Source organism: Streptomyces sp. DH-12 (assembly GCF_002899455.1).
GTDB lineage: Bacteria > Actinomycetota > Actinomycetes > Streptomycetales > Streptomycetaceae > Streptomyces.
The window spans coordinates 6513748-6537664 of record NZ_PPFB01000001.1 but is presented as its reverse complement, the minus strand read 5'-3'; the positions used below and the strand labels follow the sequence as shown (position 1 = coordinate 6537664).

Genomic DNA, 23917 nt, shown 5'->3' with positions numbered 1-23917 from the left:
TCCCGCCCTCATGCGGCCGGGTGGACGGTGATCCTCGCTCCGGGGCTGAACTTCTCCAGCAGCGCCGCGAGTTCGGCGGCGGCCTCCTCCACCTCGGACACGGGCACCGGGGGGAGGCTCTCCAGCAGGAAGAAGCCCGAGGTGGTCCCCTCCGTGAGCCTGGTGCGGGGGCCCTGACGCCAGTTCCAGCGGCGGCAGGTGACGCCGAGGTCGTCGCGCCACACCACCTCGCCGGGGTCGGGGCGCTCGACGGTCTCCTCGCCGCCGGCGACGGTCACGAAGTCCTCGTCGCCCCTGGCCCGCACCAGGCGCATGGCGCCCCGGACGCGGTCGGCGTCCTCGCCGCCCACCGGGACGAGCCGGGCGACGCTCACGGCGTTGTAGACGTCGACGAGGAGGTTGATCCGGGGCAGGCCGGCGTCCGACAGGGCCCGCTTCGCGAGGGCCTCCGCGGAGTTGCGGGTGCGGGAGGGCTTGGAGCCGAAGGCGCTGTAGGCCGCGCGCCAGGCCGCCATGTGCGGGTCCTCGTGCGGGGCGCGCCCGTCCAGGCGGGCGGCGAGCCGGCGCGCGGCCTCGTCGAGCAGGGCGGAACTCTCCTCGGTGCCGGGCCCGTTGACCAGGTCGTGCGCCTCGACGGCGACGTGGGTGAAGCCGGGCACGAGGGCCCGTACCTCGTCGGACACGATCGGGGCGAAGGTCATGGGTGCGCCTTGCTGCTCAGAGTGCGGTGGGGAGCGTCCGCCACAGGTGCGGCCGGTCGGTGGCGTTCCGAAGGGCGCGCAGGACGACGGGGTGCGGTGCAGCATACAGGACCGGGTGGTCCATCTCGTTGGACGAGGGGTCGGGCGTGAAGGCCAGCCGCTCGCCGTCGAGGGAGAACCGGGCGTCCACCCCGGGCTTGTTGCCGCGCGGGTCCTGCCGGTGCCAGGCGCCGTGGAACCGCACCGCGACCAGGCCGTGCACCACGCCGAGGTACTGGTAGCAGAGCGCGGCCGGGATGTCCTCGGCGCGCAGCAGCGCGGCCAGGGCGTGGGCCTTGGCGTAGCAGATGCCGGTGCCCTGCTCCAGCACGTCGGAGGCGCGCCAGGTCACGCGGGGGTCCCCGGCGTCCTGCGAGTGCGTGATGCGGTCGCGCACGTACTCGAAGGCCGCCTGCGCATACTCATACGAGTCACGGACGTCGGCGGCCAGGCGGGCGGACACCTCCCGGACCAGCGGATGGTGATGGTCGATGGCCTCGTCGGCGGCCAAGTAGACGGAGAGGTCCGGGTTTTCCTGGATCAGCTGCATGACCTCGGAGCATAGGTACACGCCCGGCCGAGAGTCAATGGATTTTCGACCGAGCGCATACCTATGCATGTTGTGTCAGCGGGCCATCTCCTCCTTCAGGGCGGCCACGAACCGGTCCACGTCGTCCTCGGTGGTGTCGAAGGCGCACATCCAGCGGACGTCGCCCGCGGCCTCGTCCCAGAAGTAGAAGCGGAACCGCTTCTGCAGGCGCTCGCTCACGTCGTGCGGCAGCCGCGCGAACACCGCGTTGGCCTGCACCGGGTAGAGGATCTCCACTCCGTGCACCGCGCGCACGCCCTCCGCGAGGCGCTGGGCCATCTCGTTGGCGTGCCGGGCGTTGCGCAGCCACAGGTCCTTGGCGAGCAGCGCCTCCAACTGGACCGACACGAAGCGCATCTTGGAGGCGAGCTGCATGGACAGCTTGCGCAGGTGCTTCATGTGTTTGACCCCGTCCGGGTCCAGCACCACGACCGCCTCGCCGAACAGCGCGCCGTTCTTGGTGCCGCCCAGCGAGAGCAGGTCGACGCCCACCGCGTTGGTGAAGGTGCGCAGCGGCACGTCCAGCGCAGCGGCGGCGTTGGCCAGCCGCGAGCCGTCGACGTGCACCTTCATGCCGTGCGCGTGGGCGTGCTCGCAGATGGCACGGATCTCGTCCGGGGTGTACACCGTGCCCAGCTCGGTGGCCTGGGCCAGGGAGACGACCTGCGGCATGGCCCGGTGCTCGTCGTCCCAGCCGTACGCCTGCCGGTCGATGAGCTCCGGGGTGAGCTTGCCGTCCGGGGTGGGCACGGTGAGCAGCTTGATGCCGCCGACCCGCTCCGGCGCGCCGCCCTCGTCCACGTTGATGTGGGCGCTCTCCGCGCAGATCACCGCGCCCCAGCGGTCGGTGACCGCCTGGAGCGCCACGACGTTGGCCCCGGTTCCGTTGAAGACCGGGAAGGCCTCGGCGGTGGGCCCGAAGTGGCTGCGGATCACCTGCTGGAGGTTCTCGGTGTACGCGTCCTCGCCGTAGGCGACCTGGTGCCCGCCGTTGGCCAGGGCCAGGGCGGCGAGCACCTCCGGGTGGGCGCCGGCGTAGTTGTCGCTGGCGAAACCGCGGACCTCCGGGTCGTGATGACGACGCGCGTCGGTCCGCGGCGGGTTCACGGCTTCTCGGTCAGCCACAGACGTTTTCCGTTCACTTCCGCGGCGGGCTGGTCCCAGACGCCGACGACGGCCTCGGCCAGGTCCTTGACGTCCGTGAAGCCCGCGAACTTCGCGTTGGGGCGCTCGGCGCGCATCGCGTCGTGCACCAACGCCTTCACCACCAGGATGGCAGCAGCCGACGTCGGCCCCTGCTCGCCCCCGGCCTTGCGGAAGTAGTCGGCCATGGCCAGCGTCCACGCCTCGGCGGCGGCCTTGCCGGCCGCGTACGCGGCGTTGCCGGCGGTCGGTTTCGTCGCGCCGGCCGCGCTGATCAGGACGTACCGGCCGCGGTCGCTGCGCTGGAGCGCCTCGTGGAAGGCGAGGCTGGTGTGCTGCACGGTGCGCACCAGCAGCATTTCCAGGAAGTCCCAGTCGTCGAGGCTGGTCTTGGTGAACGTCTCGCTGCCGCGCCAGCCGCCGACGAGGTGGACCAGGCCGTCGACGCGGCCGAACTCCTTCTCGGTGCGGGCGGCCCAGTCCCGGGTGGACTCCAGGTCGAGCAGGTCGACCGTCTCGCCGGTGACGGTGGCGCCGCCGTGCGCGTACCGCGCGGCGTCGACGGCCGCCGCCAGCCGCTCCGGGTCGTTGTCCGAACCGACGACGGTGGCCCCCGCCTCGGCGAGCCTGAGCAGCGCCGCGCGTCCCGCGGGCCCGCCCGCGCCGGCCACCGCGATCACCGCACCCTCGAGCGCCCCGTTCCCCATGGTTCTCGCCTCCTGAGCAGTGGTGTGGACGAGATCGCTCACGCGGCGACCCGCTCGGCGCCGTCCGCCGTGATGCCCTTGGTCGAGGCGATCACGTTCTTCAGCTTCTTGGACAGCGCCTCATAGAACATGCTCAGCGGAAACTCGTCCGGAAGCACGTCATCGACGAGTTTCCGCGGCGGCAGCGACAGGTCGAGGGCCTCGGGACCCTTGGCCCACGTGGAGCCCGGGTGCGGGGAGAGGTAGCGGGAGACCAGCTCGTAGCCGGCGAACCAGTGGACGAGCTTGGGGCGGTCGATGCCGTCGCGGTACAGCTTCTCGATCTCCGCGCACAGCTCGTTGGTGACCCGCGGGGCGCGCTCCCAGTCGATGGAGAGCTTGTTGTCGGTCCAGCGGACGACGTCGTGCTTGTGCAGGTGGGCGAAGAGCAGCTGGCCGCCGAGACCGTCGTAGTTGCGCACCCGCTCGCCGGTCACCGGGAAGCGGAACATGCGGTCGAAGATGACCGCGACCTGCACGTCACGGGCCTGCGGCACGCCCTCGCCGGCGAGCTTCACGGCCTCCTTGAAGGCGGTGAGGTCGCAGCGCAGCTCCTCCAGGCCGTACATCCAGAACGGCTGGCGCTGCTTGATCATGAACGGGTCGAACGGCAGGTCGCCGTGGCTGTGGGTGCGGTCGTGGATCATGTCCCACAGCACGAAGGCCTCCTCGCAGCGCTTCTGGTCGTGGACCATGGCGGCGACGTCCTCGGGCAGCTCCAGGCCCAGGATGTCCACGGCGGCCTCGGTGACCCGGCGGAAGCGGGCGGCCTCGCGGTCGCAGAAGATGGCGCCCCAGGTGAAGCGCTCGGGGGCCTCGCGCACGGCGATGGTCTCGGGGAAGAGCACCGCGGAGTTGGTGTCGTACCCGGACGTGAAGTCCTCGAAGGTGATGCCGCAGAACAGCGGGTTGTCGTAGCGGGTGCGCTCCAGCTCGGCCAGCCAGTCGGGCCAGACCATGCGGAACACGACCGCCTCGAGGTTGCGGTCCGGGTTGCCGTTCTGCGTGTACATCGGGAAGACGACCAGGTGCTGCAGGCCGTCCTCGCGGCGCGCGGCCGGCTGGAAGGCCGTCAGCGAGTCGAGGAAGTCGGGCACCTCGAAGCCGCCCTCGGCCCAGCGGGCCAGGTCCTTGCCCACGGCCTCGTGGTACGCACGGTCGTGCGGGAGCAGCGGGGACAGTTCGTCGACCGCGCCGATCACGGTGCGCACGGCGTGCTCCGCGTCGGCACGCGACGGAGCGCCCTCGGCCGCGAAGTCGATCGAGCCGTCCTTGGACTGCCAGGGCCGGATCCGCTCCACGGCATCCTTGAGCACGGGCCATGCCGGGTGCTCCACCACCCTGGTCATCGAAGGAATCCGCTCCTCCGAACCCTGCTGCACAAGAATTTCCGTCATGTCCCATCCTCCACAGGAGAACCTTGCGTACGCCTGACCGTATACACAGGGCGTTTCTCCCATCAAGGGGTGCCTCAGGAAATTATCCTGCCTTACCCGGGGAGTCACCGCATTTTTTCCTGTCGGCTACCCGGTCCGGCGGCGCTCCATGCGTTCTGGGTTCGGCCTCTGGACGCCGTCGGCAGAGGCGATACGGTCCCAGAGGGCCGTAGGGACGCGGTCCCCCGCCGCCGTCGACGGAAGCGAGTCGGATCTTGAACTTCCTCACCATCGGTCACCGCGGAGTCATGGGCGTCGAACCCGAGAACACCCTCCGGTCCTTCGTCGCCGCCCAGGAGGCCGGGCTCGACGTCATCGAACTGGATCTGCATCTCAGCAAGGACGGCGCGCTCGTGGTGATGCACGACGCGCGTGTGGACCGCACCACGGACGGCACCGGCGCCATCGCCGACAAGACCCTCGGCGAACTGCGCGCGCTGGACGCCGGGCGCGGCGAGCGCGTCCCCCTCTTCGAGGAGGTCCTGGACGCGGTCCGGACGCCGCTGCAGGCGGAGATCAAGGACGTCCGGGCGGCCCGGGCGCTGGCCGAGGTGATGAACGACCGGGGGCTCGCCGGCCGGGTCGAGGTCGCGTCGTTCCACGACGAGGCGATCGCCGAGATCGCACGGCTGGTGCCCGGGGTGCGCACGGCCCTGGTGTCCGGCCTCCCCCACTCCCGGACGGCCTCGGGCGGGGGGACCCCCACCGGCACCGACGTGGTGGACCGGGCGGTGGCCGTCGGCGCCTCGAGACTGTGCCTGAACATCCGCCGGATCACCCTGGAGATCGTGGAGCACGCCCGCAAGGCGGACCTGTCGGTGGTCGGCTGGGTGGTCAACACGCAGGACCATCTGCGGCTGGTGCGGGCGCTGGGGCTGGACGGGGCGACCACCGACTACCCGGAGATCAAGCGCACCGGCCGCTTCACCGCGTGAGCGGCCGGCCGCCGGACGACGGTCAGGCCAGTTCCTTGACCAGCAGCTCGAACTCCAGGTCGTCACGGAGCGGGATGCCGAAGCGCTCGTCGCCGTACGGGAACGGCGTGGTCCTTCCCGTACGGCGGTAGCCGCGTCGCTCGTACCAGGCGATCAGGTCCTCGCGCACGGAGATCACCGTCATGTGCATCTCGGTCACGCCCCAGTCCTCGCGGGCCTGGCGCTCCGCCTCCGCGATGACGGCCCGGCCGAGGCCGGCGCCCTGGAGGGCGGGGCTGACCGCGAACATCCCGAAGTAGGCGTGGTCCCCGCGGTGCTCGAGCTGGCAGCAGGCCACGATCCGGCCGTCGCGCTCCACGGTGAGCAGCCGGCTGTCCGGCGCCTTCACGACCTCCAGGACGCCCTCGGGGTCGGTCCGCTGCCCGTGCAGGATGTCCGCCTCGGTGGTCCACCCCGCGCGGCTGGACTCCCCCCGGTAGGCCGACTCGATCAGCTCGACGAGGGCGTCCACGTCGGCGTCGGTGGCACGGCGGAAGGTCGGTGCGGCGTCGGCGGCGGTTCCCATGGCGCGGTTCCTCGATTCGTGTGCGTCTCTTTCGACGTGGCCGGGACGGGCCGAGATTAACGCGCCGCTGCCGGGCGCCGGAGGGGCCGTCCACCCTCCGGACGGCGGGTCGGTGACGGTGCGCGGGCCCTCGCCCTAGGCTCGGCCGCATGGTGCATGTACTCAGCAGCCGTGTCCTGCTCCGTCCCTCCGACCCCGAGCGCTCCCGCGACTTCTACGGCCGCCGGCTCGGACTCGCCGTCCACCGCGAGTTCGGCACCGGCCCGGAGCGCGGCACCGTCTACTTCCTCGGCGGCGGCTTCCTGGAGCTCTCGGGCCGCGCGGACGCGGCTCCGGCGGGCTCCCCCGATGTGCGGCTGTGGCTGCAGGTGGAGGACGTGGAGGCGGCGCGGGAGGAACTGACCGCGCGGGGCGTGGAGATCGTCCGCCCTCCGGTCGAGGAGCCGTGGGGTCTGATCGAGATGTGGATCGAGGACCCGGACGGCACGCCGATCGTCCTCGTCGAGGTCCCGGCCGAACACCCGCTGCGGTACCGGCCGGGGATCTAGACCTCGTGCTGCCCGCCCTGCGGGACCGGGACACACCGGCTGCGTCCCCAGCCCGTCCGGCGCTCGCGGACGAGGCCCGCCAGGGCCGGAGCGGGGGTCCGGGGCGCGGCCCCCGGGTACGGTCGCCCCCTACGCGCGCAACGCCCCCAACCGCCCCTCCAGCTGGGACAGCAGTCCCCCCAGCAGGGAGGCGAGATCATCCAGCTCCGCGTGGTCGAGCCCGGACAGCACCGCGGTCTCGTAGGACAGCTGCGCCGGCAGGATGCCGTCCACCAGCTCGCGGCCCGCGTCGGTGAGACGTACGTGCGCGACCCTGCGGTCCCGGGTGTCACCACGGCGTTCCACCAGGCCCCGCTCGGTGAGCTGCTTCAGCCGCTTGGTGACGGCGGCACCGGAGGAGAACGTCTCGCGGGCCAGCTCGCTGGGGGTCAGTTCGTGACCCGTGCGGCGCAGCGCGCCGAGCAGGTCGAACTCCGGGCGGGTGAGTCCGGCCCGCCGCAGCGGGGCGTCCTCGGCCTGCTGGAAGAGCGCCGCGCAGCGGTTGATGCGGCCGATGACCTCCATCGGGCCGGTGTCGAGGCCGGGGTGGACCGCCCGCCACTGCCGGACGACCTCGGCGACGGTGTCGCGCCCGGGGGCGGACGGGTCCGCGGTGCTCGAGGTGTCCGGCGTGCCGGTGGCACCGTCGCCGGCCGTTGGCCCGTGGGGCGCCGTCATGGCGATGCGTCCTCCGTGTGCGTGTGCGTGCTGGTGCCGGGGTCCGGGAGGAGTCCCTGGCGTCGTACCGTCGCCGCGAGCGTACGGTGTGCCGCCTGCTCGGCGAGCACCACCCGCTCCTGGGGCAGTGCGCGCTGCCACCATTCTCCGGCCGCGGCGTCGGCGGCGGCGCGCAGGTCGACCACGGCGGCGGCGAGCCCGCGACGGGCGGCTTCCAGGGCCGCGGGCGCGGACTCCGGGCCGGCCGCCAGGCGAGCGGCGTGTTCGCGGGCCCGGTCGACGGCGGTGAGCGCCCGTTCGACGCGCCGGCCTGCCCGCCGGTCGGTGACGGCGACGGCGGCGGCGAAGCCGACCAGGGCGCCGACCAGCGTGTCCACCACCCGGTCGGCGACCAGCTCGCCGGTCGGCTGGTAGCCGGGCAGCTCGGTGACGAGCAGCGCCAGCGGCGTCACGCAGACGCTGCCGAGCCAGTAGTTGCGGCCGATGAGCGCCTCGGCGCCGAAGTTGCAGGCCAGGATGGACAGGACGAGGGCGAGCGGGCCGAGCTGGGCGACCGGGGCGACGGCCGCGAAGAGCAGCACGCCGACGAGGTTGCCGACCACGCGCTGCACGGTCCTGCTCCAGGTGAGCGTGATGTTGGCCTGGTAGAGGGAGGCCGCGGTGACCAGGGCCCAGTAGGGGCGGTCGGCGCCGAGGGCGAGGGAGGCACAGCCGGCGAGGGCGCAGCCGAGCGCGGTGCGGACGGCGACCGGGGCCAGGGGGCCGAGCCGGGTCCGCAGCGGGCCGGGCGCGGTGGCGCGCTCGGCGGCCACGCCCAGGAGCTCGTCCCGCTCGCCGAGCGGGACGTCGTCCTCCCTGCGCGGGTCGCCGGCGCGCGGGACGCGGCCCGTGCCGCGCACCGCGCGGGCCCAGGCGCGGAGGCGGGCGGGGTCGGCGTCGGCCGGTGCGGCGAGGGCGACCTCGGCGCGGACGACGAGCCGTTCGAGGGCGCGGCGGGTGGCGGAGGGGCGGTTCCCGGCCGCGAGCAGGGTCTGCCAGGCCGCGTGCACGGCGGCGTAGGCGGCGGAACGGGCGCCCGGGCTCCCGTCACCGCCGTGCGCGGTCTCGGCGTACGCGGCGGCCGCGTCGAGGACCCGGGCGGTGGCCCGCCGTTCGGGGCCGTGCGGCCGGAGCGGGGCGGGGGCCATGCCCACCAGCCAGGCCCACGCGCCGGCCGCCGCCGCGAGCGCGAGGTGGCCGGGGACCTGTCCGAGGGTCTGCGGCACGAACAGCGAGGCGGAGCTGACGAAGGTGAGGATGACGTGCGCGGGCGGTCCGACGCGGGTGGCGTCGCACACCGCCTTCTGGGCGGCGGCCAGCAAGGCCCCGACGGTGACCAGCACGACGGCGTTCCGGGTGAGGGAGGCGGCGACCAGGGCCACGGCGAGGCCGCCGAGCATGCCGAGGACCACCCACGCCAGCACCTTCGCGCGGGCGGCGTACGGGCGGTTGTGCGCGTACAGGGCGCACAGGGACCCGGCCATGGTGTACGCGGCGAGGTCGAGCCGGCCGAGCGCCACCAGGAGCAGGCTGGGCGGGGCGACGGCGGCGACCACGCTGAGGGCGGGCTTGAACCAGATGTCGGAGGGGCGCCCGAGGCGCAGCGGGCCGGCGACCGGGAGACGCCGGACGCGCGAGGGGGTGGGGGTGGCACTGCTCATGACCAGTAAGGTTAACAGGTGTTTTACCTGTAAAAATTTCACCGGGGAGTCCGCCCGCGCCCCCGGAAGCCCCCCGCGTACCCCCTCGCGCTCGCGTACACGCCGTCGGGCCCGGGCATCCCCTGACCGTCCGGTGAAGCGGTTCGAGGGGGGTTCGCGTGCACGGACCGGGATCGTCCGGCTGGCTGCTGGTGGCGCTCTGCGCGGCGACCGGCGCCTACTGCCTGCTGCGGATGCGCAGCCGCGTCGAGGAGCAGCGCCGGGCGGCCGGCGGCGAGGCGCTGATGGGGTTCGGCATGGCGGCGATGGCGGTGCCGGCGGCGGCGTTCACCCCGCCCGCGTGGGCCTGGCCGTTGTGGGCGGCGGTGTTCGGGGCGGCGGGGCTGCACGCCCTGTGGGCGGCCCGCGCGTCCGCGCGCCATCTTCACCATGTGGTGGGCGCCGGCGCGATGGTCTACATGGCGGTGGCCATGGCCGCCGCCCCGCAGGGGGCGCACCACGGCGGGGCGGGCATACCCGCGCTGACCGCCGCCCTGCTGCTGTACTTCACGGCGTACGTGCTGGTGACGGGCGTGCGGCTGGTGCCGGTGGTCGCCGTGGCGGGCGGGCCGGGCACCGGGTGGGGCGACCGGCCGGAGCTGGCGCGGGCCTGCCGGCTGTCGATGGGCATCGCGATGGTGGCGATGCTGCTGCTGATGTGAGGGCGGCGATGCTGCTGGCGGGAGGGGCGCAAGGGGCCGTCCGGCCGTCGGTGCGGGACCGTTGTCTGCGTCACTTCGGACCGCGGGCCCGTTTCCAGGGAGGCGTCCGCGCTTCTAGGCTGCTCCCATGATCCTCCCCGCGGTCCTGCTGCTGCTCGGTGTGCTGACCGCCGTCGTGGGTCCCCGGCTGCTCGCGCGGGCCGACTGGCCGGACCGGGAGCCGGTGGTGGCCCTGTGGGCCTGGCAGTGCGTGATCGCGGCGGTGCTGCTGTGCTGCGCCCTGTCGATGACGTTCAGCGCGGCGGCGGCCTGGCGGGCGGTGGGCGGCCATGTGTTCACGGGTGCGCCGGGCGCGGTGATGGAGGCGTACACCCTGGGCACGGCGGGTCTCTGGGCGCATGTCACCGCCGTGGTGCTGGCGTGCGGCGGGCTGTGGAGCGGGGCCATGCTGCTCCGGGAGATCGCGCGGGCCCGCGCCCGGCGCCGGGCGCGCCGCGCGGAACTGCGGCGGCGGGCGCCCCTGCTGCCCGGCGAGGAGCCGGGTTCCGACCGGCTCGTGGTGCTGGAGGGCGACCGTCCCGACGCCTGGTGCCTGCCCGGTTCCCCGCCCCAACTGGTCGTCACCACGGCCGCGTTGCAGCGTCTGAAGGGGCGGCAGCTGGACGCCGTGCTGGCGCACGAGCGCGGTCACGCGCGGGCCCGCCACGACTGGCTGCTGCACTGCTCGTCGGCGCTGGCGGAGGGCTTTCCCCAGGTGCCGGTGTTCTCCGCGTTCCGGGACGAGATGCACCGGCTGGTCGAACTCGCCGCGGACGACACGGCGTCCCGCCGGTTCGGCCGGCTGACCACCGCCCTGGCCCTGGTGGAACTCAACGAGGACCGCGGCGTGTTCGGCCCCTGCCCCACCACGCAGGCGCACGTCCCGGCGCGGGTGCACCGGCTGCTGGGCCCGGGCGACCGGCTGACCGCGGGACGGCGGCTGCGGCTGACGGCGGTCGCGTCGCTGGTGCCGGCGGTCCCCGTCCTCGTGGCGTTCCTGCCGGGATTGCGGGCACTGGGGTAGGCGACGGCCCCGACGCGGCCGGACCGTCCCGGTCCCGGGCCGGTCCGCGCCCCCTGAGGACCGGGCGTGCCGGGTTCCTGGCCCGGGCGCCTCCGGTCGGCGAGGATCATCCCATGCGCATCCCCCACGCCCCCGCACCGCCCACGCCCCCCGGATCCCGTGCACCGGCCCGGTCGGCGGCGGCGCCGGCCGCCGTGCTCGCGGCCGCCTCCGCGCTGCTGCTGGCGCTGGTCGCCGCCGAGTGGCGGCCCCTGCTCGACCTGGACGGCGGCATCTCCCGCACCACGCACCGCTGGGCGGTGGCGGAGGACGGGCTGACCCAGGCGGCCCGCGTCCTGACGGACTGGGTGTGGGACCCGTGGACGATGCGTCTGCTGTGCGCGGTGGTGGTGGTCCTGCTGCTCCGGCGGCCGGCCACCCGGTGGACCGCGGGGTGGCTGGTCGTGGTGGTGGCCCTCGGCACGGCCGTGCAGCAGGGGCTGAAGGCCGCGCTCGGCCGGGAACGCCCGGTGTGGTCCGACCCGGTGGACACGGCGCAGTACGCCGCCTTCCCGTCGGGGCACGCCATGACCGCGACGGTCGTCCTGGGACTGCTGCTGTGGGTGCTGCGCCGTCGGAGGCCGGGACCCGCGCTGTGGCGCACGGCGCTCGTGGTGGCGGTCGTCTCGGTGGCCGGCGTCGGTCTCACCCGGATCTGGCTCGGCGTGCACTGGCCGACGGACGTCCTCGGCGGCTGGCTGCTCGGCGCCCTGGTGGTGGTCGGGGCGGTCGCGGTGCACCGGCGGCTGCGTCCCGCCGCCCCTGACGCGGCGCCGGGCCCCTCGGCCGGTCCGCGGCCGTCGTCCATCCCCGAACCGTCCACCTCGGACGATCCCCCGCGTCGCCCGAGGTGAACGGCAGCCCGAAGAGGGCCCGCCAGGGCCCTTCCAGGTGCGTTGAGTATAGTTGGCTGGCAGCCAGTCAACGCAGGAGTCCAGCATGTCCCCGCGCAGCGCCCTGGTCAATGAAGAGTTGCGTCGGCGTTCCAAGGAGCGGCTGCTGCACGCGGCCGTCGAGCTGGTCGACGAGCGCGGGTACGAGGCGACCACGCTGAGCGACATCGCCGACCGGGCGGGCTCCGCGCGGGGTCTGGTGTCGTACTACTTCCCGGGGAAACGCCAGCTCGTGCAGTCCGCGGTGCACCGGCTGATGCACCGCACCCTGGAGGAAGCGCTGGAGCGCGAGCCGCGCGCCGAGGACGGCGGGGAGCGGATGGCCCGGGCCATCGACGCGATCCTGGGCCTGGCGCGGGACCGGCCGGTGCTGATGCGCCAGCACATGGCGGGGCTGCTGCAGGCGGAAGGCTTCCTGCCCTGTCCCGAGCAGCGGCGGCTGGCCGAGCTGCTGAGCGACACCGTCGCCCGGCACGGCTCGCAGGACGTCGGGGCCGACTACCCGATGCTGCGGGCGCTGCTGATGGGCGCCGTGTACGCGGCGGTGATGCCGGGGGCGCCGATGGCGCTGCCGGTGCTGCGCGCCGAACTGTTCAAGCGCTACCGGCTGGACTGGGAGATGGGTGTCCCGCCGGACCCCGAGGGGGCCGGCGGGACGGAGGAGAAGGACCGGACGGACATGGCCCGGTTCTTCGCGACGGACCCGGAGACTCAGTCGAAGTAGTCCGGCTGCGTCTGCACGTTGAGCTCCTGCATGCGGACCCAGCGGGCCGCGTCCGTGCGCCTGTCGTCGATCTTCAGGACGTCGAAGCCCTTGGCCATGTCGTTGGAGTAGATGTAGCCGTTGTAGTAGTACGCCGACCACGAACCGCCGGTGACGAGCTGGTCGGTGGAGAGCGGCCCGCGCTCGAAGTAGGCGATCTCCCTCGGCTTGGACGAGTTGGTGAAGTCCCACACCGAGACGCCGCCCTGGTACCAGGCCTGGACCATCAGGTCACGGCCGCGGACCGGGATCAGCGAACCGTTGTGGGCCACGCAGTTCTCGGTGTCCGCCTGGTGACGGGGGATCTTGAAGTAGCTGCGGAAGACCAGCTTGCTGCGGTCGCCCTTGCCGACGATGTCGTAGATGCCGTCCGCGCCGCGGTCGGGGCCGATCTCCGCGTTGCAGGTGGCCGCGCCGCCGCCGCCCAGCTCGTCGGTGAAGACGACCTTGTCGGCCCTCTGGTTGAAGGTCGCCGAGTGCCAGAACGCGAAGTTCACGTTGTCCTGGACCCGGTCGATCACCCTCGGACGCTCGGGGTTCTTGATGGAGAACAGGATGCCGTCGCCCATGCACGCGCCGGCGGCCAGGTCCTTCGAGGGCAGCACGGTGATGTCGTGGCAGCCGGTGGTCTTGGAGACGCCCGGATTGGTGGGCGCGCCCGGGTTGCCGCCGCCGTCCGGGCCCTCACCCGGGAACAGCACGGGGAATCCGACCACGGCGGCCTTGTGCGGGGCCTTGCGCGGGACCTTGATCACGGAGATGCCGTCGTGCGGCGGCTGGCAGTCCGGGTAGGCCGCGTTCGGCGAGTAGGAGGAGACGTAGACGTAGACGTCCTTGCGCTCGGGCACCAGCGTGTGGGTGTGCGAGCCGCAGGCGGTCTCGACGGCGGCGACGTAGCGCGGGTTGCGCTTGTCGCTGATGTCGAAGACCTTCATGCCCTCCCAGGAGGACTTCTCGGTGGCCGGCTGCGTGGTGCTGTTGCAGCTGCTGTCGCTGCGCGAGGAGTCCGTGGACAGGAACAGCAGGTCGCCGGAGACGGAGATGTCGTTCTGCGATCCGGGACACAGCACCTGAGCCACCGTCTTGGGCTTCTTGGGGTTGCTGATGTCGAAGATGCGGAAACCGTCGTAGTTGCCGGCGAAGGCGTACTTCCCCTGGAAGGCGAGGTCCGAGTTGGTGCCGGACAGCACGTCCTTGGGGATGTTGGCCACGTGCTTGATGTTGGCGGAGTGGACGATCTCGTCCTGGCCGGGTATCTCACCGCTCTTGATGGCCGCCCGGGCCTCGGACTGGTCGCTGCGGGACACGTCCTTCGGGGCGGCGGGCGAGTCCCCCGGGTCCGGGATCGCGGCGGCGGGCGCGGCGGTGAGCAGCGCGGCCAGCAGGCCGCCTGCCGCCGCGGCGACTCCCAGCCGTCTCCGCCGGGTTCGGGAAACGCTCAACAGGATCACTGTTTTCCTCCCTGGTTCCGTTCACATCGGAACGGTGTGGCATCGGCAGTATCGTCTTCGGCATGCACATACCAACAGAGGGCCAGCGTCATCGCACCAAAGTTTTCTGATCGGAGTCGCGCGGAAGCGTGCTAGGACGGTCATCGACACTCACGAGGTGTCCCGCACCACTGCCGAGCGGGGATACCGCCAGCCACAGGAGGTCCATGTGCACTACCGCCGCGTGCCACGCCTGTCCGCCGTCGCCGCCGGGCTGACCGCGCTGGCCGTCCTCGGGCTCGTGGGCTGCGACTCCGGCGACGACGCCGCCGAGTCGGTCCCCGCGGGCGGGCCTTCGGTGATCGCGCCCGGCGCGCCCGGTGAGGAGAACCGCACCCTGTCGGCCGAGGAGGCCGAGCGGCAGCGCAAGGAGGACGACTCCCCCAACTCCGCGGACGTGTCGTACGCGCGGATGATGATCCAGCACCACGCACAGGCGCTGGAGATGACCGAACTGGTGCCGGGGCGCGCCGAGTCGCCGAAGGTGGTCGGGCTGGCCGAGCGCATCGCCGCCGCGCAGAAGCCGGAGATCGACGCGATGAGGGGGTGGCTGCGCACCCACGGCAGAACGGAGGAGGACGCCGGTCACGGGCACGACCACGCGACGATGCCCGGCATGGCGACCGAGGCGCAGCTCAGGCAGTTGCGGGCGGCCGAGGGCACGGCGTTCGACCAGCTGTTCCTCACGTTGATGATCACGCACCACCAGGGCGCGATCACCATGGCCACGGAGGTGAAGGGTGAGGGGAACAACATCCGGATCGAGGAGATGGCGGACGACGTGGTCGCGCAGCAGACCAGCGAGATCAACCGGATGCGCGACCTGCTGTGACGGTCCGCCGGGGCGGCGGGCCGGTCAGCGGCGGGCGCGGCGCGGGGAGAGCAGCCCCGCGTCGCGCGTCCGGCCGATGAGGCGGAGCGCGCCACGCCGGCTGTAGCCGGTCTGCTCCATCACGGCGAGCACCGGGTCGGCGCCCCGCTCCTGTGCCGCCCGGTACGCCCGGGCCACGAGCGGCCACTCGGCCCGCCCGCCCGCCGGGTCCTCCCGGTGCGCGCCGCCGGCGTCCTCCCCGGGCTCCGCCTCCGGTTCGGGCTCGGCGCCGCAGGCCCGCGCCAGCGGTCCCTCGATCCAGTCGGCGAACACGGCCAGGTCCTCCAGCGCGAGCGCGGGGCGGGCCTGGACGTCCTCCACGCAGACCCAGCCCTCGCTCACGGACGCCAGCGCCTCGATCACGGCCCCGTCGGGAAAGGCCAGCCGCACGTGGAGCCACCGGGTGGAACGCTCGCCCTCCCGCACCTCCCACGCGGGCCACACGGACACCGCACCCTCCGCCGGAGAGCGATCGGAAAGTTGAAGAAAAGATGCCTCGAGCACACAGGCAACGTAACGGTGTGATCAGTTTCCCTCCGCAGGAACACGCACCCCGGACGGTGGACGGCACCCTGTCAGCGGAGTGAGGGGGATGCCATGCTGGAGGCACCGGCGGACTCCCGCCGGTCCCCCCGGGGTGAGGAGTTCCCCGTGCTGCGTGTCGCCGTCGTCGGAAGCGGGCCCAGCGGGTGCTACACGGCCCAGAGCCTCGTCCAGCTCGATCCCGAGGTGCGGGTGGACGTCCTGGACCGCCTGCCCTGCCCGTACGGCCTGGTCCGCTATGGCGTGGCCCCGGACCACGAGAAGATCAAGTCCCTGCAGAACAGCCTGCGCACGGTGCTGGAGCACGAGCGGGTGCGCTTCCTCGGCGCGGTGCCGGTCGGCCCGGACGGGGTGCCGTCGGCCCGGCTGCGGGAGCTGTACCACGCGGTGGTGTACTGCGTGGGCGCCGCCGCGGACCGGCACCTGGGCGTGCCGGGCGAAGCCCTTCCGGGCAGCTGGTCGGCGACCGAGTTCGTGTCCTGGTACAGCGCGCACCCGGACGCCGCCGACGCCGGGTTCCTGCACGGGGTGCGGTCGGCGGTGGTCGTCGGCGTGGGGAACGTCGCCGTGGACGTCACCCGCATGCTGGCGCGCGGTGCGGGCGAGCTGCGCCCGACCGACATGCCGCACGCGGCGCTGACCGCCCTCGCGGCGAGCGAGGTCACGGAGATCCACATGGTCGGCCGGCGCGGACCCTCGCAGGCCCGCTTCACCACCAAGGAACTGCGCGAACTGGGCACGCTGCCGGACACCGCCGTCCAGGTCGACGCGGCCGAGGCGGCGCTCGACCCGGCGTTCGCCGACCCGGCCGGCCTGCCGCCGACCCGGCGCCGCAACGTCGAGGTGCTGCGCGGCTGGACCGCGCCGGCGCGACCGGACGCCCGGCGTCTGATCCGGCTGCGCTTCTTCCTCCGCCCGGTCGAACTGCTCGCCCGCGACGGCCGGGTGGGCGCCGTGCGCTTCGAGCGGACGGCGCCGGACGGCCGGGGCGGGATCACGGGGACGGGCCGCTTCGAGGACGTCGAGGGGCAGCTGGTGCTGCGGTCGGTCGGCTACCGGGGCGTGCCCCTGGAAGGGCTGCCGTTCGACGCGGCGACGGGCACGGTGCCGCATCGCGCCGGGCGGGTGCTGCGCGGGGGCGCCGTCGCCCCGGGCGAGTACGTGGCGGGCTGGATCAAGCGGGGCCCGACGGGTGTCATCGGCACCAACCGCTCCTGCGCGAAGGAGACGGTGACGTCCCTGCTGGAGGACGCCCCGTCCCTCAGCGGCCGTGCCCTCCCCGGCGACCCGCTGCCGGCCCTGCGCGCGGAGGGCGTCGACCCGGTCGCCTGGCAGGGCTGGCAGGCCATCGAACGCGCCGAGTCCCGCCTGGGCGCCTCCCTCGGCCGGGGCGTCGTCAAGCTCCCCGACTGGGAGTCGCTGCTGACGGCGGCGCGGGGCGAGGACGGCGCGGCCGCCCGGCAGCCATAGCCCCGTCCGCCGGGCGGCCGGCCGGCCATGCGCGAGCGGACGGACCACGAGAGCAGGCTCAGCCGGACCGCCGTCAGCGCGCCGCTGGCCGCCTTGCCGAGGAGCAGGTCGCGCGGTTCCGCAGGCCTGTCCGCCTCGTCACGGAGGCGGCCGCGAGCGGCCCGGACGGCGGGGCGCCTCCCCGGCCGACGCGGCGCGCGGGACCCGTACGCTGCTCGCACGCACCGACGGCCTCCCCCGCCACGTCCTCACCGGCCACCTGACGGCGAGGGAGGCCGGGAACCTGCTGCACACCCCTGTCGGGGCCTTGGGAACGCCCGGGCGCCGCCGCCTCCGGGAAGACCGGCCGACCGCGCGCGGCCGGCGCGTCAGGACCGCGTGTCGCGCGTCGCCTGGTGGCTCGCCGCGGTGAGGAGGGCGTCGAGGAGGCCCGGGAACAGGGCGTCCAGGTCCTCGCGGCGCAGGCCGTTCATCTTGGCGGTGCCCTCGTAGACCTGCTGGATCACACCGCTCTCGCGCAGCACGCGGAAGTGGTGCGTGGTGGTCGACTTGGTGACCGGGAGGTCGAAGTGGGAGCAGGACAACGCGGCCTCGGCGTCCGCGAGTTCGCTGACGATGCGCATCCGGACGGGATCGGACAGCGCGTGCAGCACCGAGTCCAGCCGGATCTCGTCCCGCGCGGGGTGGGGCAGGACGCGGCGGCTGGGAAGGACGGTCGTCACGGCGGCTCCATGGTGCTCCGGGAGCCCTTATTGTACGAGAACCTTCGTAGTTTGACATCCGCCGTACTACGACGGCTATCGTACGAGCCGCACACCTGCCGTCTCCGCCGAATGGAGCTCATCGTGAGCACGCTCTTCGAGCCGTACACCCTGCGCGCCCTGACGATCCCCAACCGCGTGTGGATGGCGCCGATGTGCCAGTACTCGGCCGCGCCGGACGGCCCGGAGGCCGGTGCGCCGAACGACTGGCACTTCGCGCACTACGCCGCCCGCGCCACCGGCGGCACCGGACTGATCGTCGTCGAGGCCACGGCGGTGTCGCCGGAGGGCCGCATCTCCCCGTACGACCTCGGGCTCTGGAACGACACGCAGGTCGAGGCGTTCCGCCGGATCACCCGCTTCCTCACCCAGCAGGGCACCGTGCCGGCCGTCCAGCTCGCGCACGCCGGACGCAAGGCGGCGACCGACAGGCCCTGGAAGGGCGGGGCGCCGCTCGGACCGGCGGACCGCGCCTGGCGGCCGGTCGCGCCCAGCGCGGTGGCCTTCAGCGAGCGCCACCAGGTGCCGGACGAACTGAGCACGGAGCGGATACGAGAGATCGTGGACCAGTTCCGCGCGGCCGCCCGCCGGGCCCTCGCCGCCGGTTTCGAGATCGCCGAGATCCACGGCGCGCACGGCTACCTGATCAACGAGTTCCTCTCCCCGCACTCCAACCACCGCACCGACGCCTACGGCGGTTCGTACGAGAACCGGACGCGGTTCGCGTTCGAGGTGGCGGACGCCGTGCGTGAGGAGTGGCCGGACGACAAGCCGCTGTTCTTCCGCGTCTCCGCCACGGACTGGCTGGACGCGGCCGGCTGGACCCCGGACGACACCGTGCGCCTCGCCGCCGACCTGCACCAGCGGGGCATCGACCTGCTCGACGTCTCCACCGGCGGCAACTCCCCCGGCGTCCGCATCCCCACGGGCCCCGGCTACCAGGTGCCGTTCGCCGCACGGGTGCGCCGGGAGACGCCGATGCCGGTCGCCGCCGTGGGTCTGATCACGGACGCCGGGCAGGCGGAGAAGATCCTCGCGGGCGGCGAGGCGGACGCCGTACTGCTGGGCCGTGAGCTGCTGCGCGACCCCTCCTGGGCCCGCCGGGCCGCCCGCGAGCTGGGCGCCGAGATCCGCGTGCCGGACCAGTACCACCTCTCCGTCTGACCTGTTCCCCACCCGCCGTGCCACGCCGGCGGCCCGGAAACCCCTCGCGGGCTTCCGGGCCGCCGGCGTCTGTCGTCCTGGCCGAACAGGAACCACGCGAGGCGTTGACCAGAAAGCGCTTTCCCTCTACGTTCCGTTCATCGGCGTGACCGTGCCGCGACCGTTGGGCGGAAGCGGCCCGCGCGTCGTGCACCTCCGTGAACGTCGTTCACCCACAGGGCGCCACCCGGCCCCGCACCCCCACACCACGACAGAAGGAACGACATGACATCCGCGACACGACCGCGCACCCGCGGGCGCGCACTGACCGGCACGCTCGCCACCCTCGGCCTTTCGGTTGGCATGATCCTGACCACCGCGGCTCCGTCCGCGCAGGCCGCGTCCTGGCCGGCCCCCAACGGCAGCCAGGGCGTCTCCTCCACCATCTCCGTGTCCGGCACCAAGGACTACGGGATGAAACGCCTGTACGGCACCGGCGACCTGGGCACCGGCGGCCAGGACGAGGACCAGGGTCCGATCCTGAAGCTGGCCGACGGCGCGGTCCTCAAGAACGTGATCCTCGGCGCCCCCGCCGCCGACGGCATCCACTGCGAGGGCTCCTGCACGCTGCAGAACGTCTGGTGGGAGGACGTCGGCGAGGACGCGGCCACCTTCAAGGGCAAGTCGTCCGGCGCGGTCTACACCGTCAGCGGCGGCGGCGCCAAGGAGGCAGGCGACAAGGTCTTCCAGTTCAACGGCGCGGGCACGCTGAACGTGTCCGGCTTCGCCGTCCAGAACTTCGGCACCTTCGTCCGCTCCTGCGGCAACTGCTCCACGCAGTACAAGCGGACGATCAACCTCAACTCCATCGAGGTGACCTGGAAGGGCGGCCGCATCGCCGGCATCAACACCAACTACGGCGACAGCGCGACCCTGCGGAACATCACGATCGTCGGCGACAGCGGCAAGAAGATCGTGCCGTGCCAGAAGTACATCGGCAACAACACCGGCAAGGAGCCGAGCGGCAACGGCTCCGGCCCCGACGGCACGCACTGCAAGTACAGCTCGTCCGACATCACCTACCGGTAGACCCCCACGGGCGGCGGCCGTACGGGGCGTCCCGCGTGGCGCCCCCTACGGCCGCCGGCCTCCGCGCCTCCGCCCGCGCGCGGTCAGGACCCGCCCACCAGCGTGCGCACCTCGCCTTCCAGCTCCCGCCGGTAGTCCGCGTACGCGGCCCGCAGCGCGTCGCCCGGCCAGTCCGGTGGCAGCAGAGGCGCGGGCAGCACGGGGTCGGCCAGCAGGTGGCGCACCACGGCCGCGAACAGGGTCAGCCGCTCGGCCGGACGCCCGGTGCGCCCGAGGTGCCCGAGCAGCGCGCGGGCCTCGCCCGACCAGGCGTCCAACGGCCAGAGCCGCGCGGCGAGTTCGGCGGCGGGCCGCGCGGGACGGGTCGTCCCCCGTTCGGCCACCTCGTCGAGGGCGGCGGGCAGCGGGCGTTCCAGGTTGGCCGGGCGCAGCCACACCCCCTCGCGCAGTTCGGCGAGGCGCAGTCCGGCCAGCCGTGCGCGCAGCTCCGCCCGTTCGGCCGGGCCGCGTCCGCTCGCGGTGACGACCACCAGCTCCCAGTCCCCGTCCCACGCGCGGGTGCGCGGCCGTACGGACTCGTCCTGGCGGCGCTGACGCTTCAGCAGCCGGTCACTGAGGCGATAGCCGGCGTCCGTGCGGCGCAGATCCCCGGCGGCGACCATCCGGCTGAGCGCCGCCCGCAGCGTCGATCCGCCGACGCCGAAGCCCTCCAGCAGCCGTCCGAGCTCCCGCGCCGACAGCTCCGGCGGGTGCGCGCCCAGCAGCAGGCTGAGGACGACCGACCTCGCGGAGAGGGGGCGCAGCCGCGGTTCTTCCGGTGCCGGCTCCGCCGGGTCGTCGCCGCTCATGGGGTCGTACTTTAGGCCCTCACGCCTGAGGCCCACCCGAGAGCGACGCCCCTGCGCGCTGCACTATTGATGCGACCGAAGGAATAGTGCAACACTCAGTCATGACCCTCACGCGCACGGACGAGTCGCGGCAGACCTCGTACGGACTCGGCGTCGTCGGCGGCGCCACGCACGACGTCACCAACCAGCCCCCTCCCCCGGCCCCGTACGACGCCTCCGACGACGTCGCCCTGCTCGAAGGGGTACGGCGGGAGGGCGCCGGCTGGGCGGAGGAGGATCTGCGCCGACTGGGACGGGCGGCGGGCAGCGAGGAGGCGCAGGAGTGGGCCGAGCAGGCCAACCGCCACGAGCCCGAGCTGCGCACCCACGACCGGTACGGGCACCGCGTCGACGAGGTCGACTTCCACCCGAGCTGGCACCACCTGATGCGCACGGCCGTCACCGAGGGGCTGGCCGGCGCGCCCTGGGCCGACGACCGCCCCGGCGCGCACGTGGCGCGCACGGCCGGCGGACTCGTCTGGGGCCACACCGACGCGGGACACGGCTGCCCGACGTCCATGACGTACGCGGCGATTCCCGCCCTGCGCAAGCAGCCCGAGCTGGCGAAGCTCTACGAGCCGCTGCTGACCAGCCGTGAGTACGACCCCGGGCTGCGCGTGCCGGCCGAGAAGCGCGGGCTGCTGGCCGGCATGGGGATGACCGAGAAGCAGGGCGGCTCCGACGTCCGCACGAACACCACGTCCGCCACGCCGACCGCCGAGCCGGGTGTGTACACCCTGCGCGGCCACAAGTGGTTCACCTCGGCGCCGATGTGCGACGTGTTCCTGGTGCTGGCCCAGGCGCCGGGCGGGCTGTCCTGCTTCCTCGTGCCGCGGGTGCTGCCCGACGGCACGCGCAACACCTTCCGCATCCAGCGCCTCAAGGACAAGCTGGGCAACCGCTCCAACGCCTCCTCCGAGCCGGAGTTCGACGGGACGGTGGCCTGGCTGGTCGGGCCCGAGGGGCAGGGCGTGAAGACCATCATCGAGATGGTGAACTGCACGCGTCTGGACTGCGTGATGATGTCGGCGGCCCTGATGCGCAAGACGCTCGTCGAGGCGGGCCACCACGCGCGGCACCGCAGCGCCTTCGGGGCGCGCCTGGTGGACCAGCCGCTCATGCGCAACGTACTGGCCGACCTCGCGCTGGAGTCCGAGGCCGCCACGACGCTCACCCTGCGGCTGGCCGGTGCGGCGGACCGCGCGGTGCGCGGGGACGCCGGGGAGGCCGCGTTCCGGCGGATCGCGACGGCGGCCGGCAAGTACTGGGTCACCAAGCGGGGCACGGCCTTCACCGCCGAGGCGCTGGAGTGCCTGGGCGGCAACGGGTACGTCGAGGACTCGGGCATGCCCCGGCACTACCGGGAGGCGCCGCTGCTGTCGATCTGGGAGGGCTCGGGCAACGTCAACGCCCTCGACGTGCTGCGGGCCCTCGGCCGGGACCCGGCGACCGCGCAGGCGCTGTTCGACGAGCTGTCCCTGACCCGTGGGGCGGACGCCCGGCTGGACGCGGCCGTGGCCGGGCTGAAGGACCAGCTGGCCGAGGGGTCGCCGGTGACGGCCCGGCGTCTGGTGGAGCGGATGGCGCTGACGCTGCAGGCGTCCCTGCTGGTGCGGCACGCTCCGCCCGCGGTCGCCGACGCCTTCTGCGCGACGCGGCTCGGCGGCGACTGGGGGCACGCCTTCGGCACGCTGCCGGCGGGGGCCGGTCTGGACGCGATCCTGGAGCGGGCGCTGCCGGGGCGGGAGTGAGGCGGGGGCGGGCGCCGCGCGCCCTGTCGAGCGGGCGGAGGGCGCCAGGTCTCCCGCAGTGGGGCTCCGTGAGGTCCGCCGCACCGCCGTGACCTGCGGTTGTGCCGCGCCCGACGGTGACTGTCAGTGGTGGGGTGCACACTGGCCGGTGTCCTGATCGAGGACGTCGAAGACGATGTCACGGAGGTGATCGGCATGACCGAGGTACTGCTCGCCGTGGGCACCCGCAAGGGCCTGTTCATCGGGCGCCGGCGAGGCGGCTCCTGGGAGTTCGACGAGGACCCCTGCTTCAAGGCGCAGGCCGTGTACTCGGTCGCGATCGACACCCGGGGGCCGAGCCCTCGGCTGCTGGCCGGCGGGGACAGCGCGCACTGGGGCCCGTCGGTGTTCCACTCCGACGACCTGGGCCGCACCTGGACCGAACCGGCCCGCCCGGCCGTCAAGTTCCCACCGGACACCGGAGCGTCGCTGGAGCGGGTGTGGCAACTGCACCCGGCCGCCGCCGAACCGGACGTGGTGTACGCGGGCACGGAGCCGGCCGCGCTGTACCGCTCGGAGGACCGCGGCGAGTCCTTCGAGCTGGTCAGACCGCTGTGGGAGCATCCCACGCGCTCGAAGTGGATGCCGGGCGGCGGCGGTGAGGGCCTGCACACCGTGCTGACCGACGCGCGCGACCCGCGGGCGGTCACGGTGGCCGTCTCCACGGCGGGCGTGTTCCGCACCCTGGACGGCGGCGCGAGCTGGGCGCCGTCCAACTCCGGGGTGTCCGCGGTGTTCCTGCCGGATCCCGACCCGGAGTTCGGGCAGTGCGTGCACAAGATCGCCCGGGACGCGGCGGACCCGGACCGGCTGTTCCTGCAGAACCACTGGGGGGTCTACCGCAGTGACGACGCCGGCGCCCACTGGACGGACATCGGCGAGGGACTCCCCTCGACGTTCGGGTTCACGATGGTGACGCACCCCCACCGCGGCGACACGGCCTACGTGTTCCCGATCAACGCCGACTCCGACCGGGTCCCGGCCGGCCGGCGCTGTCGTGTCTACCGGACCGGGGACGCGGGACGGAGCTGGGAGCCGCTGTCGGCGGGGCTGCCGCGGGAGGACCACTACGGCACGGTGCTGCGCGACGCGATGTGCAGCGACGACGCCGACCCCGCGGGCGTCTACTTCGGCAACCGCAACGGCGAGGTGTACGCGTCCGCGAACGACGGCGACAGCTGGGAGCAGCTGGCCGCCCACCTGCCGGACGTGCTGTGCGTGCGGGCGGCGGTCGTCGGATGAGGTCCGGGCGGATCCCGCCGGGTCCGGGCCACGGGTTGATAGCCGCTGTCGAC

General features: G+C 73.5%; 24 protein-coding genes. 12 read left to right on the top strand and 12 right to left on the bottom strand.

Annotated features, from left to right (window positions below):
* Positions 1–8: 8 nt before the first annotated feature.
* The 5 genes from C1708_RS28570 to C1708_RS28550 all read right to left on the bottom strand — a co-directional run bounded on the left by C1708_RS28570 (position 9) and on the right by C1708_RS28550 (position 4615).
* Positions 9–701, bottom strand: a complete 693-nt coding sequence (locus C1708_RS28570; protein WP_106415390.1) for a B3/B4 domain-containing protein — start codon at positions 699–701, stop codon at positions 9–11.
* Positions 702–717: 16 nt separating this feature from the next.
* Positions 718–1290 (bottom strand): transglutaminase domain-containing protein, encoded by a 573-nt coding sequence (locus C1708_RS28565; RefSeq protein ID WP_106415389.1) that lies wholly within the window; start codon positions 1288–1290, stop codon positions 718–720.
* A 75-nt stretch (positions 1291–1365) separates the two neighbouring features.
* Entirely contained in the window at positions 1366–2436 is a 1071-nt protein-coding gene (locus tag C1708_RS28560; protein WP_106415388.1) for a threonine aldolase family protein, read from the bottom strand.
* The gene (locus tag C1708_RS28555) at positions 2433–3179 is read right to left on the bottom strand and encodes an SDR family NAD(P)-dependent oxidoreductase (protein WP_106415387.1); all 747 of its coding nucleotides are present in this window, start codon (positions 3177–3179) and stop codon (positions 2433–2435) included. Before C1708_RS28555 ends, C1708_RS28560 begins: the two co-directional genes overlap by 4 nt.
* A 38-nt stretch (positions 3180–3217) precedes the next feature.
* The gene (locus tag C1708_RS28550) at positions 3218–4615 is read right to left on the bottom strand and encodes a DUF6421 family protein (RefSeq protein WP_106415386.1); all 1398 of its coding nucleotides are present in this window, start codon (positions 4613–4615) and stop codon (positions 3218–3220) included.
* Positions 4616–4869: 254 nt separating this feature from the next.
* On the opposite strand from C1708_RS28550, the gene C1708_RS28545 reads away from it, so the two are divergent.
* Positions 4870–5589 (top strand): glycerophosphodiester phosphodiesterase, encoded by a 720-nt coding sequence (locus C1708_RS28545; RefSeq protein ID WP_106415385.1) that lies wholly within the window; start codon positions 4870–4872, stop codon positions 5587–5589.
* 22 nt (positions 5590–5611) lie between these two features.
* Here the strand turns inward: C1708_RS28545 and C1708_RS28540 are convergent, their stop codons facing one another.
* Positions 5612–6154: a GNAT family N-acetyltransferase gene (locus C1708_RS28540; RefSeq protein WP_106415384.1), complete on the bottom strand. Its 543-nt coding sequence runs from the start codon at positions 6152–6154 to the stop codon at positions 5612–5614.
* A 149-nt stretch (positions 6155–6303) separates the two neighbouring features.
* Here C1708_RS28540 and C1708_RS28535 point away from each other — a divergent pair, with 149 nt between their 5' ends.
* Positions 6304–6702, top strand: coding sequence for a VOC family protein (locus C1708_RS28535; protein WP_106415383.1), 399 nt, complete (start codon positions 6304–6306; stop codon positions 6700–6702).
* A gap of 129 nt (positions 6703–6831) precedes the next feature.
* Here the strand turns inward: C1708_RS28535 and C1708_RS28530 are convergent, their stop codons facing one another.
* Together C1708_RS28530 and C1708_RS28525 are read right to left on the bottom strand one after the other, a co-directional pair.
* Positions 6832–7419 (bottom strand): MarR family winged helix-turn-helix transcriptional regulator, encoded by a 588-nt coding sequence (locus C1708_RS28530; RefSeq protein ID WP_106415382.1) that lies wholly within the window; start codon positions 7417–7419, stop codon positions 6832–6834.
* A complete protein-coding gene (locus C1708_RS28525; protein ID WP_198602617.1) occupies positions 7416–9119 on the bottom strand; it encodes an FUSC family protein in 1704 nt (567 codons plus the stop codon). The genes C1708_RS28530 and C1708_RS28525 overlap by 4 nt, the downstream gene beginning before the upstream one ends.
* Before the next feature lie 158 nt (positions 9120–9277).
* On the opposite strand from C1708_RS28525, the gene C1708_RS28520 reads away from it, so the two are divergent.
* The 4 genes from C1708_RS28520 (at position 9278) to C1708_RS28505 (ending at position 12539) form a co-directional block, all read left to right on the top strand.
* Positions 9278–9820 carry a DUF5134 domain-containing protein gene (locus C1708_RS28520; RefSeq protein WP_106415381.1) on the top strand — a complete coding sequence of 181 codons (543 nt, stop codon included), beginning with the start codon at positions 9278–9280 and terminating at the stop codon, positions 9818–9820.
* 127 nt (positions 9821–9947) lie between these two features.
* Positions 9948–10883 (top strand): M56 family metallopeptidase, encoded by a 936-nt coding sequence (locus C1708_RS28515; RefSeq protein ID WP_106415380.1) that lies wholly within the window; start codon positions 9948–9950, stop codon positions 10881–10883.
* A gap of 113 nt (positions 10884–10996) precedes the next feature.
* Positions 10997–11776, top strand: coding sequence for a phosphatase PAP2 family protein (locus tag C1708_RS28510; RefSeq protein WP_106415379.1), 780 nt, complete (start codon positions 10997–10999; stop codon positions 11774–11776).
* A gap of 85 nt (positions 11777–11861) precedes the next feature.
* Complete coding sequence (locus tag C1708_RS28505) at positions 11862–12539, top strand: TetR/AcrR family transcriptional regulator (protein WP_106415378.1); 678 nt, start codon at positions 11862–11864, stop codon at positions 12537–12539.
* On the opposite strand, the gene C1708_RS28500 is transcribed toward C1708_RS28505, so the two are convergent.
* Positions 12527–14029: an LVIVD repeat-containing protein gene (locus tag C1708_RS28500; RefSeq protein WP_106415377.1), complete on the bottom strand. Its 1503-nt coding sequence runs from the start codon at positions 14027–14029 to the stop codon at positions 12527–12529. The genes C1708_RS28505 and C1708_RS28500 overlap by 13 nt on opposite strands.
* A gap of 208 nt (positions 14030–14237) precedes the next feature.
* Between C1708_RS28500 and C1708_RS28495 the strand changes: the two genes are divergently transcribed.
* A complete protein-coding gene (locus C1708_RS28495) occupies positions 14238–14900 on the top strand; it encodes a DUF305 domain-containing protein (RefSeq protein ID WP_106415376.1) in 663 nt (220 codons plus the stop codon).
* A 24-nt stretch (positions 14901–14924) separates the two neighbouring features.
* Here the strand turns inward: C1708_RS28495 and C1708_RS28490 are convergent, their stop codons facing one another.
* Positions 14925–15389, bottom strand: coding sequence for a DUF6214 family protein (locus tag C1708_RS28490; RefSeq protein ID WP_106415375.1), 465 nt, complete (start codon positions 15387–15389; stop codon positions 14925–14927).
* Between the two features lie 201 nt (positions 15390–15590).
* On the opposite strand from C1708_RS28490, the gene C1708_RS28485 reads away from it, so the two are divergent.
* Complete coding sequence (locus C1708_RS28485; RefSeq protein ID WP_106416524.1) at positions 15591–16952, top strand: FAD-dependent oxidoreductase; 1362 nt, start codon at positions 15591–15593, stop codon at positions 16950–16952.
* 368 nt (positions 16953–17320) lie between these two features.
* Here the strand turns inward: C1708_RS28485 and C1708_RS28480 are convergent, their stop codons facing one another.
* Positions 17321–17674 (bottom strand): ArsR/SmtB family transcription factor, encoded by a 354-nt coding sequence (locus tag C1708_RS28480; protein WP_106415374.1) that lies wholly within the window; start codon positions 17672–17674, stop codon positions 17321–17323.
* A gap of 123 nt (positions 17675–17797) precedes the next feature.
* On the opposite strand from C1708_RS28480, the gene C1708_RS28475 reads away from it, so the two are divergent.
* Complete coding sequence (locus tag C1708_RS28475) at positions 17798–18877, top strand: NADH:flavin oxidoreductase/NADH oxidase (protein ID WP_106416523.1); 1080 nt, start codon at positions 17798–17800, stop codon at positions 18875–18877.
* A gap of 264 nt (positions 18878–19141) precedes the next feature.
* Entirely contained in the window at positions 19142–19945 is an 804-nt protein-coding gene (locus C1708_RS28470; RefSeq protein WP_106415373.1) for a pectate lyase, read from the top strand.
* Between the two features lie 83 nt (positions 19946–20028).
* Here C1708_RS28470 and C1708_RS28465 read toward each other — a convergent pair whose 3' ends face one another.
* Positions 20029–20793, bottom strand: a complete 765-nt coding sequence (locus tag C1708_RS28465; RefSeq protein WP_106415372.1) for a PaaX family transcriptional regulator C-terminal domain-containing protein — start codon at positions 20791–20793, stop codon at positions 20029–20031.
* Between the two features lie 101 nt (positions 20794–20894).
* On the opposite strand from C1708_RS28465, the gene C1708_RS28460 reads away from it, so the two are divergent.
* Together C1708_RS28460 and C1708_RS28455 are read left to right on the top strand one after the other, a co-directional pair.
* A complete protein-coding gene (locus C1708_RS28460; protein ID WP_106415371.1) occupies positions 20895–22583 on the top strand; it encodes a DNA alkylation response protein in 1689 nt (562 codons plus the stop codon).
* 126 nt (positions 22584–22709) lie between these two features.
* Positions 22710–23864, top strand: coding sequence for a WD40/YVTN/BNR-like repeat-containing protein (locus tag C1708_RS28455; protein ID WP_106415370.1), 1155 nt, complete (start codon positions 22710–22712; stop codon positions 23862–23864).
* Positions 23865–23917: the final 53 nt, after the last annotated feature.

What these genes read in the sequence shown, in the direction of transcription:
- C1708_RS28570 (WP_106415390.1), bottom strand. Translation starts at nt 701, where the DNA reads ATGACCTTCGCCCCGATCGTGTCCGACGAGGTACGGGCCCTCGTGCCC.
- C1708_RS28565 (WP_106415389.1), bottom strand. Translation starts at nt 1,290, where the DNA reads ATGCAGCTGATCCAGGAAAACCCGGACCTCTCCGTCTACTTGGCCGCC.
- C1708_RS28555 (WP_106415387.1), bottom strand. Translation starts at nt 3,179, where the DNA reads ATGGGGAACGGGGCGCTCGAGGGTGCGGTGATCGCGGTGGCCGGCGCG.
- C1708_RS28550 (WP_106415386.1), bottom strand. Translation starts at nt 4,615, where the DNA reads ATGACGGAAATTCTTGTGCAGCAGGGTTCGGAGGAGCGGATTCCTTCG.
- C1708_RS28540 (WP_106415384.1), bottom strand. Translation starts at nt 6,154, where the DNA reads ATGGGAACCGCCGCCGACGCCGCACCGACCTTCCGCCGTGCCACCGAC.
- C1708_RS28535 (WP_106415383.1), top strand. Translation starts at nt 6,304, where the DNA reads ATGGTGCATGTACTCAGCAGCCGTGTCCTGCTCCGTCCCTCCGACCCC.
- C1708_RS28530 (WP_106415382.1), bottom strand. Translation starts at nt 7,419, where the DNA reads ATGACGGCGCCCCACGGGCCAACGGCCGGCGACGGTGCCACCGGCACG.
- C1708_RS28525 (WP_198602617.1), bottom strand. Translation starts at nt 9,119, where the DNA reads ATGAGCAGTGCCACCCCCACCCCCTCGCGCGTCCGGCGTCTCCCGGTC.
- C1708_RS28515 (WP_106415380.1), top strand. Translation starts at nt 9,948, where the DNA reads ATGATCCTCCCCGCGGTCCTGCTGCTGCTCGGTGTGCTGACCGCCGTC.
- C1708_RS28510 (WP_106415379.1), top strand. Translation starts at nt 10,997, where the DNA reads ATGCGCATCCCCCACGCCCCCGCACCGCCCACGCCCCCCGGATCCCGT.
- C1708_RS28505 (WP_106415378.1), top strand. Translation starts at nt 11,862, where the DNA reads ATGTCCCCGCGCAGCGCCCTGGTCAATGAAGAGTTGCGTCGGCGTTCC.
- C1708_RS28470 (WP_106415373.1), top strand. Translation starts at nt 19,142, where the DNA reads ATGACATCCGCGACACGACCGCGCACCCGCGGGCGCGCACTGACCGGC.
- C1708_RS28465 (WP_106415372.1), bottom strand. Translation starts at nt 20,793, where the DNA reads ATGAGCGGCGACGACCCGGCGGAGCCGGCACCGGAAGAACCGCGGCTG.
- C1708_RS28460 (WP_106415371.1), top strand. Translation starts at nt 20,895, where the DNA reads ATGACCCTCACGCGCACGGACGAGTCGCGGCAGACCTCGTACGGACTC.